Source organism: Salinicola sp. DM10 (assembly GCF_017306975.2).
GTDB lineage: Bacteria > Pseudomonadota > Gammaproteobacteria > Pseudomonadales > Halomonadaceae > Salinicola.
Map to the genome: position 1 here is coordinate 526,193 of NZ_JAFLEN020000002.1, position 13,880 is coordinate 540,072.

Annotated in this window: 15 protein-coding genes; 9 read left to right on the plus strand and 6 right to left on the minus strand. The window is 66.1% G+C overall.

Annotation, left to right across the window (positions count from 1 at the left end):
- Positions 1–65: 65 nt before the first annotated feature.
- Genes murA through hisD form a run of 3 tightly spaced genes read left to right on the plus strand, consistent with a single transcriptional unit; the run spans position 66 to position 3,364 of the window.
- Positions 66–1,328 carry a UDP-N-acetylglucosamine 1-carboxyvinyltransferase gene (murA, locus tag J0A90_RS11045; RefSeq protein ID WP_035473808.1) on the plus strand — a complete coding sequence of 421 codons (1,263 nt, stop codon included), beginning with the start codon at positions 66–68 and terminating at the stop codon, positions 1,326–1,328.
- 17 nt (positions 1,329–1,345) lie between these two features.
- On the plus strand, positions 1,346–1,993 hold the full coding sequence (gene hisG / locus J0A90_RS11050) for an ATP phosphoribosyltransferase (protein ID WP_207037338.1): 648 nt from the start codon (positions 1,346–1,348) through the stop codon (positions 1,991–1,993).
- 60 nt (positions 1,994–2,053) lie between these two features.
- Entirely contained in the window at positions 2,054–3,364 is a 1,311-nt protein-coding gene (hisD, locus tag J0A90_RS11055) for a histidinol dehydrogenase (protein WP_207037339.1), read from the plus strand.
- A gap of 102 nt (positions 3,365–3,466) precedes the next feature.
- On the opposite strand, the gene J0A90_RS11060 is transcribed toward hisD, so the two are convergent.
- Positions 3,467–4,792 (minus strand): Do family serine endopeptidase, encoded by a 1,326-nt coding sequence (locus tag J0A90_RS11060; RefSeq protein ID WP_207037340.1) that lies wholly within the window; start codon positions 4,790–4,792, stop codon positions 3,467–3,469.
- A gap of 222 nt (positions 4,793–5,014) precedes the next feature.
- Here J0A90_RS11060 and J0A90_RS11065 point away from each other — a divergent pair, with 222 nt between their 5' ends.
- Positions 5,015–5,818 carry a Nif3-like dinuclear metal center hexameric protein gene (locus J0A90_RS11065; protein ID WP_207037341.1) on the plus strand — a complete coding sequence of 268 codons (804 nt, stop codon included), beginning with the start codon at positions 5,015–5,017 and terminating at the stop codon, positions 5,816–5,818.
- A gap of 157 nt (positions 5,819–5,975) precedes the next feature.
- On the opposite strand, the gene J0A90_RS11070 is transcribed toward J0A90_RS11065, so the two are convergent.
- Positions 5,976–6,428, minus strand: a complete 453-nt coding sequence (locus J0A90_RS11070) for a YhcB family protein (RefSeq protein WP_035473799.1) — start codon at positions 6,426–6,428, stop codon at positions 5,976–5,978.
- Positions 6,429–6,620: 192 nt separating this feature from the next.
- On the opposite strand from J0A90_RS11070, the gene zapE reads away from it, so the two are divergent.
- The 5 genes from zapE to J0A90_RS11095 all read left to right on the plus strand — a co-directional run bounded on the left by zapE (position 6,621) and on the right by J0A90_RS11095 (position 10,297).
- Positions 6,621–7,802, plus strand: a complete 1,182-nt coding sequence (gene zapE, locus J0A90_RS11075; protein ID WP_207037342.1) for a cell division protein ZapE — start codon at positions 6,621–6,623, stop codon at positions 7,800–7,802.
- 360 nt (positions 7,803–8,162) lie between these two features.
- A complete protein-coding gene (gene rplM, locus J0A90_RS11080) occupies positions 8,163–8,591 on the plus strand; it encodes a 50S ribosomal protein L13 (protein WP_035473795.1) in 429 nt (142 codons plus the stop codon).
- Between the two features lie 12 nt (positions 8,592–8,603).
- Complete coding sequence (gene rpsI, locus J0A90_RS11085) at positions 8,604–8,993, plus strand: 30S ribosomal protein S9 (RefSeq protein WP_035473793.1); 390 nt, start codon at positions 8,604–8,606, stop codon at positions 8,991–8,993.
- A 168-nt stretch (positions 8,994–9,161) separates the two neighbouring features.
- Positions 9,162–9,788 carry a stringent starvation protein SspA gene (gene sspA / locus J0A90_RS11090; RefSeq protein WP_035473791.1) on the plus strand — a complete coding sequence of 209 codons (627 nt, stop codon included), beginning with the start codon at positions 9,162–9,164 and terminating at the stop codon, positions 9,786–9,788.
- Positions 9,789–9,826: 38 nt separating this feature from the next.
- Positions 9,827–10,297, plus strand: a complete 471-nt coding sequence (locus tag J0A90_RS11095; RefSeq protein ID WP_207037343.1) for a ClpXP protease specificity-enhancing factor — start codon at positions 9,827–9,829, stop codon at positions 10,295–10,297.
- Between the two features lie 152 nt (positions 10,298–10,449).
- Here J0A90_RS11095 and J0A90_RS11100 read toward each other — a convergent pair whose 3' ends face one another.
- The 4 genes from J0A90_RS11100 to J0A90_RS11115 are packed head-to-tail and all read right to left on the minus strand — an operon-like array spanning position 10,450 to position 13,878.
- The gene (locus J0A90_RS11100) at positions 10,450–11,004 is read right to left on the minus strand and encodes a BON domain-containing protein (RefSeq protein WP_207037344.1); all 555 of its coding nucleotides are present in this window, start codon (positions 11,002–11,004) and stop codon (positions 10,450–10,452) included.
- Positions 11,005–11,009: 5 nt separating this feature from the next.
- A complete protein-coding gene (locus J0A90_RS11105) occupies positions 11,010–11,603 on the minus strand; it encodes a phosphoheptose isomerase (protein WP_035473784.1) in 594 nt (197 codons plus the stop codon).
- An 18-nt stretch (positions 11,604–11,621) separates the two neighbouring features.
- Positions 11,622–11,990 carry a YraN family protein gene (locus tag J0A90_RS11110; RefSeq protein WP_207037345.1) on the minus strand — a complete coding sequence of 123 codons (369 nt, stop codon included), beginning with the start codon at positions 11,988–11,990 and terminating at the stop codon, positions 11,622–11,624.
- On the minus strand, positions 11,974–13,878 hold the full coding sequence (locus J0A90_RS11115) for a penicillin-binding protein activator (RefSeq protein WP_207037346.1): 1,905 nt from the start codon (positions 13,876–13,878) through the stop codon (positions 11,974–11,976). Before J0A90_RS11115 ends, J0A90_RS11110 begins: the two co-directional genes overlap by 17 nt.
- Between the last annotated feature and the right edge of the window lie 2 nt (positions 13,879–13,880).

A 13,880-nucleotide genomic window follows, 5' to 3' on the forward strand; every position in this document is an offset into this window, starting at 1 on the left:
CGGCGGACGCGGTTTCGTCACGGTCGGTCACCTGGCCACTTCTTTTCGATCTATAGCGAACCTCCATGGACAAGCTGATCATTACCGGTAACGGCCCGCTCGACGGCGAGGTCTGGGCCAGCGGGGCCAAGAATTCGGCGCTGCCGATCCTGGCGGCGACGCTGCTCGCCGACGAGCCCGTCACCATCGGCAATCTGCCGCACCTGCAGGACATCACCACCACCCTCGAACTGCTCGGCCGCATGGGCATCGAGCCGGTGATGGGCGAGAAGATGAGCATCCAGATCGATGGCTCCCAGGTGCGCGACAGCCACGCACCCTACGAGCTGGTCAAGAAGATGCGCGCCTCGATCCTGGTGCTGGGCCCGCTGCTGGCGCACTTCGGTACCGCCGACGTGTCGCTGCCGGGTGGCTGCGCGATCGGCTCGCGTCCGGTCGATCTGCACATTCGCGGGCTCGAGGCGATGGGTGCCGACATTCGCGTCGAGGGCGGCTACATCCGCGCCCGCGTCGATGGCCGACTCAAGGGTGCCACCATCTTCTTCGATACGGTGACCGTGACCGGGACCGAGAACCTGCTGATGGCAGCGACGCTGGCCGACGGCATCACCACGCTGGAGAACGCCGCGCGGGAACCGGAAGTGGTCGACCTGGCGGAGTGTCTGATCGCGATGGGCGCCAAGATTCGCGGTCACGGCAGTGACACCATCGTGATTGAGGGCGTCGAGCGCCTGCACGGCTGCCACTACGATGTCATGCCCGACCGCATCGAGACGGGTACCTTCCTGGTGGCGGCAGCGGCCACCGGCGGGCGCGTGCGCGTGCGCAATACCCGCGCCGATATCATGGAGGCCGTGCTCAGCAAGCTCGAAGAGGCGGGCGGCAAGGTCACGTCCGGCGAGGGCTGGATCGAGCTCGACATGCAGGGGCGGCGGCCGCGGGCGGTGAACATCCGTACCGCGCCCTATCCGGCGTTCCCGACCGACATGCAGGCGCAGTTCGTGGCGCTCAATGCGGTCGCCGAGGGCACCGGCACCGTGGTCGAGACGATCTTCGAAAACCGCTTCATGCACGTGCAGGAGCTCAACCGCATGGGCGCGCACATTGCCCTGGAGGGCAATACCGCCGTGGTCACCGGGGTCGAACGCCTCTCCGGGGCACCGGTGATGGCGACCGATCTGCGCGCGTCGGCAAGCCTGGTGGTGGCGGCGATGGTGGCCCAGGGCGAGACCCTGGTCGATCGGATCTACCATATCGATCGCGGCTATGAGTGCATCGAGGAAAAACTGCAGCTGCTGGGTGCGCGGATTCGCCGCGTGCCAGGCTAGCCGGGTGGAGAGATACCATGAGCGATCAACTGATTCTCGCGCTCTCCAAGGGGCGTATTCTCGAAGAGACGCTGCCGCTGCTGGCGGATGCCGGGGTGGTGCCGGCGGATGATTTCGGCAAGAGCCGCAAGCTGCTGTTCGACACCAATCTGCCCGACGTCAAGCTGGTGGTGATCCGCGCGGTGGACGTGCCCACCTATGTGCAGCTGGGCGCGGCCGACCTCGGCGTGGCGGGCAAGGACGTGCTGCTCGAGCATGGCGCCGAGGGGCTCTACGAACCGCTCGACCTAGAGATCTCGCGCTGCCGGCTGATGACCGCCGGGATCGTCGGGGCCGAGCCGGCGCGCGCACGACGCCGGGTGGCGACGAAGTTCGTCGAGGTGGCGCGGCGCTACTACGCCGAGCAGGGCATCCAGGCCGAGGTGATCAAGCTCTATGGCGCGATGGAGCTGGCCCCGCTGATGAATCTGGCCGACGAGATCGTGGATATCGTCGATACCGGCAACACCCTGCGGGCCAACGGCATGGAGCCGCGCGAGCTGATCGAGGAGATCAGCACCCGGCTGGTGGTCAACAAGGCCTCGATGACCATGAAGCACGCGCGCCTTAAGCCGCTGATCGAACGCTTGCGTGGTGCCGTGAGCGCCCGCCGCGAGAGCACCTGATCCTGAGTGATGTGCCGTGCGCCCGTGCCGGACGCCGGCAATGACCGAGAGAGTGAATCGATGAGCCAAACTCCGACCATCGCCCGCCTGAACACGCGGGATGCCGATTTCGATGCGCGCCTCGACGCGCTGCTGGCCTGGGAGGGTGTGTCCGATCAGGCGGTGGCGGCACGGGTCGACGAGATCCTCAAGGCGGTGCGTCAGCAGGGCGACGCGGCGCTGATCGAATACACCCAGCGCTTCGACCGGCTGACCCTCGCCAGTGTTGCCGATCTCGAAATCGCTGGCGAGCGCCTGGCCGCGGCTTACGCCGGGCTGCCGGCCGAGCAGCGCGACGCGCTCAGCCACGCCGCCGAGCGTATCCGCAGCTACCACGAGCAGCAGAAGCCCGGCTCCTGGCAATACGAGGAGGCCGACGGCACGCTGCTGGGGCAGAAGGTCACGCCGCTCGACCGGGTGGGGATCTATGTGCCCGGGGGCAAGGCGGCCTATCCCTCCTCGGTGCTGATGAACGCGATTCCGGCCCAGGTCGCCGGGGTGGCTGAGATCGTCATGGTGGTGCCGACACCCGATGGCGTGGTCAACGAGCTGGTGCTGGCGGCGGCGCACTTGGCCGGCGTGCACCGGGTCTTCTGTGTCGGTGGCGCCCAGGCGGTCGCGGCGCTCGCCTATGGCACCGAGAGCGTGCCGCGGGTGGACAAGATCGTCGGCCCCGGCAACATCTATGTGGCCACGGCCAAGCGCGCGGTGTTCGGTCAGGTGGGGATCGACATGATCGCTGGGCCGTCGGAGATTCTGATCGTCTCCGACGGTGGTACCGATCCCGAGTGGCTGGCGCTGGATCTATTCTCCCAGGCCGAGCACGACGAAGATGCCCAGGCCATTCTGGTGACATGGGACGCCGATCATCTGGAAGCGGTACACGCCGCCATCGAACGGCTGCTGCCGACCCTGGAACGTGCCGAGATCATTCGCCAGTCGCTGTCGCGGCGCGGCGCCCTGGTGCTGTGCGACGGGCCCGAGCAGGCGGTGGCCCTGGTCGACCGCATCGCTCCCGAGCACCTGGAGCTGTCGGTGGCCGCGCCGCGTCAGATGGCCGAGCAGGTGCGCCACGCCGGTGCCATCTTCATGGGCCGCTACACCGCCGAGGCGCTAGGTGACTACTGCGCCGGCCCCAACCACGTGCTGCCGACCTCGGGCACGGCGCGTTTCTCCTCGCCGCTGGGCGTGTACGATTTCCAGAAACGCTCATCGCTGATCGAGTGCTCGGCTGCGGGTGCCGACCGCCTCGGGCGTACCGCTTCGGTGCTGGCTCGGGGCGAGTCGCTCACCGCCCACGCGCGCTCGGCGGAGAGCCGCTGGCAGCGCTGAACCGTTTTATTGCGCTGTAGGCTTGCGTCAAGGCCAATGATCGCCGCCCTCAGGGCGGCGATCTGGTTTGTGGGGGTAGGGTGTCAGTATAGGAGGACGGTATCAGCCGGCCTTGGGGGGCGAGGTGCTGTCCTTGGGGTCGTCTGAACGCTTCGACGGAGAGCCTTGCGCGCCACTGTCCGGGGTAGCTGCGCCGTCGGTATCGCGCTTGGTGTCTTCGGCGCTGGGTTCAGGGCGCTCGCCTACGGTGAGCGTCACTTCGCGCTTCTCGCCGTTGCGCAGGATGGTGATCGGCAGTTGGGTGCCGGGAGAGATCTCGGCGATATCGACCATGGTCTCGCGCGGATCGAGAATTGGCTTGCCGCGAATCGCCAGCAGGATATCGCCGGGTTCGAGCCCGGCCTTGGCCCCCGGGCCGCCGGCCACCACGTTGGCGATGATCACCCCGCTCAGGGTCTTGAGTCCGAAGGAGGCGGCCAGGTCGGGGGTCATCTGCTGGGCGTCGATGCCGAGCCAGCCGCGGATCACCCGGCCCTGGGTGACGATGTCGTCGAGGATACTGCGGGCCAGGTTGGTGGGGATGGCGAAACCGATGCCCTGCGAGCCGCCGGAGCGCGAGAAGATGGCGGTATTGATGCCGACCAGCGAGCCGTTGGCATCGACCAGGGCGCCGCCGGAGTTACCGGGGTTGATCGCGGCGTCGGTCTGGATGAAGTCCTCGTAGGCGTTGAGCCCGATATGGTCGCGCCCGGTGGCGCTGATGATCCCCATGGTCACCGTCTGGCCGACCCCGAAAGGGTTGCCGATCGCCAGTGCCACGTCGCCGATGGCGACGTTCTCGGAGTTGCTGAGCTTGATCACCGGCAGGTCTTTGAGATCGATCCTGAGCACCGCGAGATCGCTTTCCGGGTCGGTGCCGATCACCTTGGCGATCGCTTCGCGTCCGTCACGCAGTGCGACCTGGATCTCGTCGGCGTCGTTGATCACGTGATTGTTGGTGAGGATATAGCCATCCTTGCTGACGATGACGCCGGAGCCGAGGCTCGACAGCATGCGCTGGCGCTGCGGCAGGTTCTTGCCGTAGAACTGGCGGAAGAAGGGGTCGGACATCAGCGGGTGCTGGCTGGTGTCGATGATCTTCGAGGAGTAGACGTTGACCACGGCCGGGGCCGCCTGGTTGACCGCCTCGGCGTAGCTCACCGTGCCTCTCTCGCGCACCAGCGGCGGTGCCTCCTCGACGCTGGGCGCCGCGCGTCCACTGCCGGCGGGGAGGTGGGCGGTAGTCGTGTGGGTCGCTTTGGAAGCTGGATCGGAGGTGGTGCGATCAGCGCCATCGCCGAGCAGCGATGGAAAGGCGTAGAGCAGTACGATGGCGAGCAGAATGCCGCAGACGGTGGGCCAGAATAGCGCGGCAAAGTGACGGCGCATGCGCGGGGTCCTTGGGCTGACAGCGGCCATGGGAAGCCACTGCCGGGGTGTCTGTTCGGGGTGTCTGTCCGGGACGTAGCCAGTCGCGAGCTGTGGCCTGGTGCCGGATGCTCTGCTGGCTCTTGTGCTGGCCCTGGGATGCCGCGGGCACGCACTGGGGTCGATGGCATCGCCCTCGGGTGCGAGTGTAACATTCATCGATGACTTTGCGCGGGAGAGAGCATGATTTCACGAACAGCCCTTCAGGCAGCGATCGACGCCGAGCTGCGTCCTGACGCGTTCAAGGACTACACCGTCAACGGCCTGCAGGTCGAGGGGCGCGAGGGTATCACTCGGGTGATGACCGGGGTGACGGCGTGCCAGGCGCTGCTCGACGCGGCGGTGGCCTGGGAGGCCGATGCGGTACTCGTGCACCACGGCTATTTCTGGAAGAACGAGCCGGTGGCGGTGACCGGCATGAAGCGCCGCCGCTTCGCTACCCTGCTGGGCCACGACATCAATCTGCTGGCCTACCATCTGCCGCTGGATGCCCACCCTGAACTCGGCAACAACGCCTGTCTCGGCCGGCGGCTGGGCCTGGTGGCCGAGCGCTGCCTGGATGGTGACATGGGGCAGGGGCTACTGTGGTTCGGCGCGCCCGATCCTGAATTTGGCGGTGCCGTTCTGAACGGTAATGGGCTGAACGGTACCGAGCTGGACAGTCGCGCCCTCGCCAAGCGGATCGAGGCGGCGCTGGGGCGACGACCACTGCTGATCGAGGGGCACTCGGGGCCGCTCGAGCGCATCGCCTGGTGCACCGGTGGCGCTCAGGACATGTTGCCGCTGGCCGCCGAGGCCGGGGCGCAGGCGTTCATCTCCGGGGAGATTTCCGAGCGCACCACCCATCTGGCGCGGGAGCTGGGGGTCACCTACCTGGCGGCAGGGCATCACGCCACCGAGCGCGAAGGCATCGAGGCGCTGGGCGAGTGGCTGGCGGCGCGGTTCGATATCGAGCACCGTTTCGTGGACATCGACAATCCCGCCTGAGGGCGACCGTCGCGATGTCTGACAGAGTGGGCAGGGGTAGTGGCGGAGATGCGTTTGAGGCGGAAGACCGCCGGGCGAGGCACCGGCGGTAGACGCGGCTGCGAATTTAGAGGGTGTTTACAAATTCGGCGAGCGCAGACATTTTGTAAACACGCTCTCAGTAGCGCGGCGGCTGGCTGACTTTCTCTTCCTCTTCGTCACGCTTCTTGCGCACGCCGTAATCCTCGGAGAGGGTGCCGCGGTTGCCGTCGGCGTAGTCCCGTGGGACCTGAGGCACGTCGATATTGGCGTCCTCTTCCTCGTTCTGGCCATGCAACCGGCGCTTGAGCTGCAGGTCGTCCACCAGGCGATCGGCGCCGTGTACCAAGTAGCTTTCGAGCTCCTGGCTCTGGCGCTGAATGCTCGAGGCGAGATCGGCGACCTTGGCGAAATGGTCGTTGAGAGAGTCGCGCACCTGATTGAGCTCGAGCTCGGTTTCGGCCAGACGTTGGCGCACCTTCTGATTGCGCGCCACGTTGGCGTTGAGCAGATGGTAGCAAAGGGCGCCGATACCGATGCCCGCGAGGAAGCAGGCGATGGCCAGGATCCAATCGATATTGCTTTCGTTCACTATGCGCTCCTTTGGCGTCGTGCCCGGTCTCGGCATGACCGGCACGACCATGCTTGAGATCGTTGCGGGTCCATTATATCGACCGGTTCGGTGATGGGGTCAAACCTCGCGTGCCGGGATGACGCTGTCAAGACTTTCGTCGAGCGCTATAATCCCCGCCCACCCGTTCCTGCATGAGGCCACCGATCCGCCATGACTGCACCCCGCTCCGCGACGTCCGCTGCCAATGCCCAGACGCCGATCGCGCGTTACCGCGCTGATCTCGAGCGCGACGACTTCAGCTATGACGCGGCGCAGGAGAATGCCGTCAAGCACCTGCAGCGCCTGTACGACGATCTGCTGCGGGCGCCGGCGCCCAAGCCGTCCGTCACCGGTGGTGGCGATTCGGCGCTGTCCAAGGTCGCGGGACTGTTCGGCAAGCGCAAGGCGGCCGCCCCCGAGGCGCCGGCCAAGCCGGCGGTCATGGGGCTCTACTTCTGGGGCGGCGTGGGGCGCGGCAAGACCTATCTGGTCGATGTGTTCTTCGAGGCGCTGCCGTTCGAACGCAAGATGCGCACCCATTTCAACCGCTTCATGCAGCGTGTCCACCGCGAGCTGGATGCGCACAAGGGGGAGAAGAACCCGCTGACCCAGATCGCCGCGCAGTTCGCGCGCGAGGCGCGGGTGATCTGCTTCGACGAGTTCTACGTCAAGGACATCACCGACGCCATGATTCTGGGCAACCTGATGGAGGCGCTGTTCGCCCAGGGCGTGGTGCTGGTGGCCACCTCCAACATCGTGCCCGACGACCTCTACAAGGACGGCCTGCAGCGTTCGCGGTTCCTGCCGGCGATCGATCTGCTCAAGCGCAATTGCGAGGTGGTCAACGTCGACTCCGGGGTCGACTACCGCCTGCGCGCGCTGGAGCAGGTGGAGATCTTCCACTCGCCGCTGGACGCCGAGGCCGAGCGCTCGCTGGCCAGGAGCTTTCGCTCGGTCGCCGGCAGCGAAGGGCGCGAGAATGCCACGCTCACCGTCAACCATCGTGAGCTGAACGCGCGCCGGCTGTGCGAAGGGGTGGTGTGGTTCGACTTCAAGATGATCTGCGACGGGCCGCGCAGCCAGAACGACTACATCGAGCTGTCGCGGGAGTATCACACGGTGCTGGTCTCCAACGTGCCGCGCATGGGTGCGGGCAGCGACGATCAGGCGCGGCGCTTCATCAGCATGGTCGACGAGTTCTACGATCGCGCGGTGAAGCTGCTGCTCTCGGCCGAGACCGAGGTCGAATCGCTCTATACCGGCGGCAATCTCAGCTTCGAGTTCGAGCGCACGCTGTCGCGGCTGCAGGAGATGCAGTCGCGGGAGTATCTGGCGCTGGCGCACAAGCCCTGAGAGGGATGTTTACAACATGCCTGCGCTCCACGATACGGCGTTGAAATTGGTCTCGTACGCGAGCCCGGTCAAAATACTCATTTAGCCCTTGTAAACTGGAGCGCCCGCCCGGTCCCTTTTTCGACCGATTTCGCCTTGTCTCGTCTTCGCTCGTCGAGTTTGTAAACACCCTCTGGCGAGCAGGGCATGACGGGGTGTCGCGAGACAGCTCGCCTACCTCTTTCGCCGCCCGGAGGGCTCGTGTACAATGCGCGCTCTTCGATCCGTTGCCGCTTCCCCGGAAGCGGCAACCCAAGAAAAATAGGGATGGTCGAGAAGCCTGGCTTCGAGACCCAAATACGCTTATTTGGTGAAACACTCATGAAGACGTTCAGTGCCAAGCCGCAAACCGTGCAGCGCGACTGGTATGTCGTCGATGCATCGGGCAAGACGCTCGGTCGTCTGGCGACGGAGATCGCCCGCCGCCTGCGTGGCAAACACAAGCCGGAATACACCCCGCACGTCGACACCGGCGATTATATCGTCGTGGTCAACGCCGAGAAGGTGCACGTCACCGGCAACAAGGCGCAAGCCAAGAATTACTACCGTCATACCGGTTACCCGGGCGGCCTGCGCTCCATGTCGTTCGAGAAGCTGATCGACCACGCTCCCGAGCGTGTGATCGAAAGCGCCGTCAAGGGCATGCTGCCCAAGGGCCCGCTGGGTCGTGCCATGTACGCCAAGCTTAAGGTGTACGCTGGTACCGAACATCCGCACGCCGCGCAGCAGCCGCAAGAACTGAACATCTGAGGGTAGACCGCAATGGCACAACAGTACTACGGCACCGGGCGTCGCAAGACCTCCACCGCTCGCGTGTTCCTCAAGCCGGGCACCGGCAAGATCACCGTCAACAGCCGTGAGCTGGGCGAATACTTCGGCCGCGTCACCGCGCAGATGGTCGTGCGTCAGCCGCTCGAGCTGACCGAGACCACCGGCCAGTTCGACGTCTACATCACCGTCCAGGGTGGCGGCGGTTCGGCTCAGGCCGGCGCCATTCGCCACGGCATCACCCGTGCGCTGATGGACTACAACGAAGAGCTGCGCAAGCCGCTGCGTGCTGCCGGCTACGTGACCCGCGACGCGCGTGAAGTCGAGCGTAAGAAAGTCGGTCTGCGTAAAGCCCGTCGTCGTCCGCAGTTCTCCAAGCGCTGATCCGTTCCGGATCCCACGCGCGCTCGACGCCCGACTCACCATGGTCGGGCGTTTTGCTGTTGGTACCTTCGCTGGCGATGCCGGTGCGTTGGCTGTGCGGTCAGCGCGCCCCAGGCGGGTTGCCCGCCGTGTTATCATTGACAGCTGAATCAATGCGAGGAATGTTTCATGGGTGTAGTGGCCAAGCGATCGTCGATGACTTTCTACTCCGGCAGCGATGATCACTTCAGTCATCGCGTGAGAATCGTGCTGGCCGAAAAGGGGGTTGCCGTCGATATCCTGGATGTCTCGGCCGACGAGCACAATGCCGAGCTCGCCGATCTCAACCCCTACAACAGCGTGCCCACGCTGCTCGATCGTGACCTGGTGCTCTACGAGTCCAAGGTGATGATGGAGTATCTCGACGAGCGTTTCCCGCATCCGCCGCTGCTGCCGGTCTACCCGGTGGCGCGTGCGCAGAGCCGCCTGTGGATGCACCGCATCGAACGCGAGTGGTGCCCGCTGGTCGAACAGATCCAACAGGGGTCGAAGAAGGACGCCGAGAAAGCGCGCAAGGAGTTGCGTGAGAGCCTGGCGGGCATCTCGCCGATCTTCGAGGACATGCCCTACTTCATGAGCGAAGAGTTCACCCTGGTCGACTGCTGCATCGCACCGATCCTGTGGCGTCTGCCGGCGCTGGGTGTGGAGCTGCCGGAGAAGCAGGTCAAGCCGCTGATGAGCTACATGGAGCGCGTGTTCGCGCGCGATGCCTTCAAGGCGTCGCTGTCCGAGTCCGAACGTGAGATGCGCAGCTGAGACCGCCTGCCGGTCAAGCCGCTCGAGAAGGAGGTGACATGCTGACCAGTCGTCCCTATCTGGCGCGAGCCCTGTACGAATGGCTGCTCGACAACGATCAGACGCCCTACATCGTGGTCGATGCCGGCAAGCCGGGTGTACGCGTGCCGCAGCAGTTCGTGCAGAACGGCCAGATCGTGCTCAATATCGCCCCGGCTGCGGTGCGCGATCTGCAGATCGATAATGCCGCACTGACCTTCGGTGCCCGCTTCAGCGGTCAGCCGATGCAGGTGGTGGTGCCGACCGACGCCCTGATCGCCATCTATGCGCGTGAGAACGGTGTCGGCATGGTGTTCGGCCAGGAGCCGGTGATGCCCGAGTTCTCCGCCGACGAAGAGGCGGAGCCGGAAGACGACGGCCGCCCGGTGCTCGAGAGCGTCGACGACGCCTCGGCCGGTGCCGAGGCGTCCGATGCCGACGATGGTCCTCGCCCCGAGAAGGGCAAGCCGTCGCTGCGTATCGTCAAGTAGTCGGCCGGTGTCGGCTCCGACGACGGCCTGAAAGATAGCCGCCTTCCATGGTGGCCATAAAAAACCGCCGCCGAGTTCGACTCGGCGGCGGTTTTTTCATACTTGCGTGGGCGCAGTCAGCTTCGCGCTGGTCTGAATCGACGCTAGCGGCTTCAGTTGAGGTATTCGAAGACCTTGACGATGCGCTGCACGCCGCCGACGCCCGAGGCGGCGTTGACCACTTCACCGGCCTGCTTCTGGGTCACCAGACCCATCAGATAGACCGTGCCGTTCTCGGTGATCACGCGGATCAGGTTGGCATCGATATCTTCGTTGGCGACCAGGTTGGCCTTGATGCGTCCGGTGATCCAGGTGTCGGTCATGCGCTGGCTGACCGGGGTGTTGGCCGAGACCATCAGCTCATTGTGGACCTGGCGCACGCTGCGCACCTGCTGGGCGACCTCGCCGGCCTTCTGCTTGAGCTCCTGGCTGGGCACCTGGCCGGTCAACAGCACGTTGCTGTTGTAGCTGTCGACGTTGACGTGGGCGTCGCCGAAGCGCGCGTCCGCCGCCTGCAGGTCACTGAAGATCTTGCTCTGGATGGTGCTGTCCTCGACCTTCGCCCCCGGCGTGCGCTCGGCGTAGTTCTCCTGGGTATTCTGGCTGGCACAGCCGCCCAGGGTGAGCAGGGCGATCACGCATGCGGAGAGAATCAGTGTCTTCTTCATGGGTTTCACTCGTTGCTGCCGAAAAGTTGTTGATCGATCAGGTCGCACAGACAGTGGATGACCAGTAGATGGACTTCCTGAATGCGCGCGGTGGAAGTCGCCGGCACGCGGATCTCGCAATCCTCCTGGCCCAGCAGTGAGGCCATGTCGCCACCGTCGCGGCCGGTCAGGGCAACCACGCTCATCTCGCGATCGTGGGCGGCCTGGATCGCCTGCACCACGTTGGCCGAATTGCCGCTGGTGGAGATGGCGAGCAGGATATCGCCCGGCTGACCCAGGGCGCGGATCTGCTTGGAGAAGACGTCGTTGTAGCTGTAGTCGTTGGCGATCGAGGTCAGCGTCGAGGTGTCCGTGGTCAGCGCCAGGGCCGGCAGGCTGGGGCGCTCGCGCTCGAAGCGATTGAGCAGCTCAGAGGAGAAGTGCTGGCTGTCGCCGGCGCTGCCGCCGTTGCCGCAGGCCAGAATCTTGCCTTCGCTGACCAGGCACTGGACCATCATCTGGCTGGCGACCTCGATGAAGGGCGGAAGCACTTCGCTGGCGTAGGTCTTGGTGTCGATGCTGGCGTTGAAGTGATCGAGTATGCGTGCTTGAAAGTCCATGGATCGCCTATTGGACGGTTAATATGCGTCGAATGCGGCACGAATCCAGTCGAATTCGAGATCGGGCTGGCTGCCGGTGACGCCGACGACGTCGAAGCGGCACGGACATGATAGCCGCTGTGCCTGGAGATAAAAACGCGCCGCGCGGACGAGGCGGCGCTGCTTGGTGGCGGTGATCGTCTCCAGCGGGTGGCCGTGGTCGGTCCGCTGGCGGTGGCGCACTTCGACGAACACCAGGGTGTCGCCGTCGCGCATCACCAGGTCGATCTCGCCGCCCTTGGCGTGCTGGTTGCTGGCCACCAGCGTCAAGCCGCGGGCGGCCAGCCAGCGGGCGGCGGCTTGCTCCACCGCCTGCCCGCGGGCGCGCGCGTCAGTCTGTCGCGGCATCGCGTGCGTTGTCCGCGGCCGGGCCGAGCGGGTCACCGGGTACATCACTGCCGGCGGTGGTGCCATTCGGGGTGGCGGCGCTCGAGGTGCTACCGCTGTCGCCGCTAGGCGTAGGCTGGCTTTCGCTGGCGCCCAGTGTTGCACCGGGGGAGGCGAGCAGCGGCTGGGGTACGCCGGCCTGGAACACCGCCCAGGGCAGGGTGCGTTGGATGCGCCCATCGTCACGCGCCTGCAGGTTGCCGGTGGCGCCGTATACCTGAGTGCTGGGCAGGGCCTGCAGCAGCGGCAGGCGGCGCGCCAGCTCCAGCGCGTCCACGCCCATGGCGTTGAGCTTGAGCAGGCCGGGGTCGTCCTGGGTCGCCAGTTGACGATAGGTGGTGGCGTAGGGCAGGGCGTCGACCCCGCCGGCGGCTGCGTCGGGGATCATCCACGGCAGATCGACGAACTGGACATCGTTGAGGTCATGGTCGGCGCGCGGCTGCGGCGTGCCTTCGTAGATTTGCGAGGTGGCGTATACCGGCAGTTTGCTGGCGTAGTAGAAGTCGAGCGTCGGTGGCACCTGGCGAGCGTAGCTGGGCAGCGCGAGCAGGAACAGCATATCCGGCTTCGACGGGCCGTTCTTGAGCATCTGGCTGACGGCCTGGGTGACCGAGCCCGAGGGGTCGTAGCTGACCACCGAGGCAATCTCGCCGCCGTCGCGCTGCCAGCGGTCGCGGAACGCCGCCAGTACCCTTGAGCCCCACTCGTTGTCGGGGACCAGGATGCCGGCGCGGCGGCGGCCGTCGAGGTAGGCGCGCTGGGCCACCTGGCGTGCTTCGTCCTCGGCGGAGAGGCCGTACTGGAACAGTCCCGAGGCCTGATTGCGCGCGTGCTCGCCGTAGTTCAGGGCCAGGGTCGGCAGCGGCACGCTGGCGCGTGTCTCCAGCTGATTGACCTTGTCCTTGCTCAGTGGCCCGATCACCGCCTGGGCGCCACCGAGGGTGGCCTGGGCGTAGAGCGCATCGATATCCTGCTGGCTCGAGTCGATGAAAGTGAGCGCGGGTACCTTCTCGCCCTGGGCGCGGGCGTCGTCGAGGCGCGCCTGCATGCCCTGGCGGATCGCCTTGGCGACATTGGCCAGGGGGCCGCTCTCGGGCAGCAGCACGGCGACGCGGTCGATCTCGCGACCCTCGACCTGATGCAGGGCGCTGAGCTCCTGCGGCAGGCGGCGATTGGCCGGGTGGTCGGGATAGCGGCTGCGCCACTGGTCGAGACGGTCGAACAGGCCCGCGACATCGCCGCTGGCGCTGCGGTAGAGGCGTGCCAGGGCCACCCAGCCCTGGGTGAGCGTGTCGTTGCTGCTGGCGGCGAGTTTGTCGAGACCGGCGGGGCTCAGGCGTGACAGCGGTTTCCAGATCTCGTCGTTGAGCTCATACGGCGCGTTGTCGCGCTGCAGGCCGATGAGCAGGTCGGCTGCGGCCTCCGGCTCGCCGATCATGTCGAGCGCGATGCCGCGGCGATAGCGCAGCGTCTGGGCGTCGGCGCTGGGGATGGCGATGCCGCTGTCGAGGATGTCGGTGGCGCGGACCACGCTCCAGCCATCCTTCTCGGCAAGGCCGGCGTCCGACATCACCAGCGCCCAGCGCACGCGCAGGGCGGGGTCGAGTTGGCTGCCGTCGACCTGGCTCACGATCTCGAGTGCCTGCCGGGTGTCCCCCTGGCGTGCTAGAATCTCCGCCGCCTGCAGGCGCGAGGCCGCGGCCTGCTGGCCGCTCTGGCTGCGGGCCTGGTCGAGCAGCGTCTGCGCGTCGGGGCCGCTGCTGCCCGGCATCATGCCGGGTCCGGCGCAGCCGGCCAGGATCAAGGCTGCCATCGCCGGCAGGAGAAGTCGCCGCAGGGCGTAACGCATAG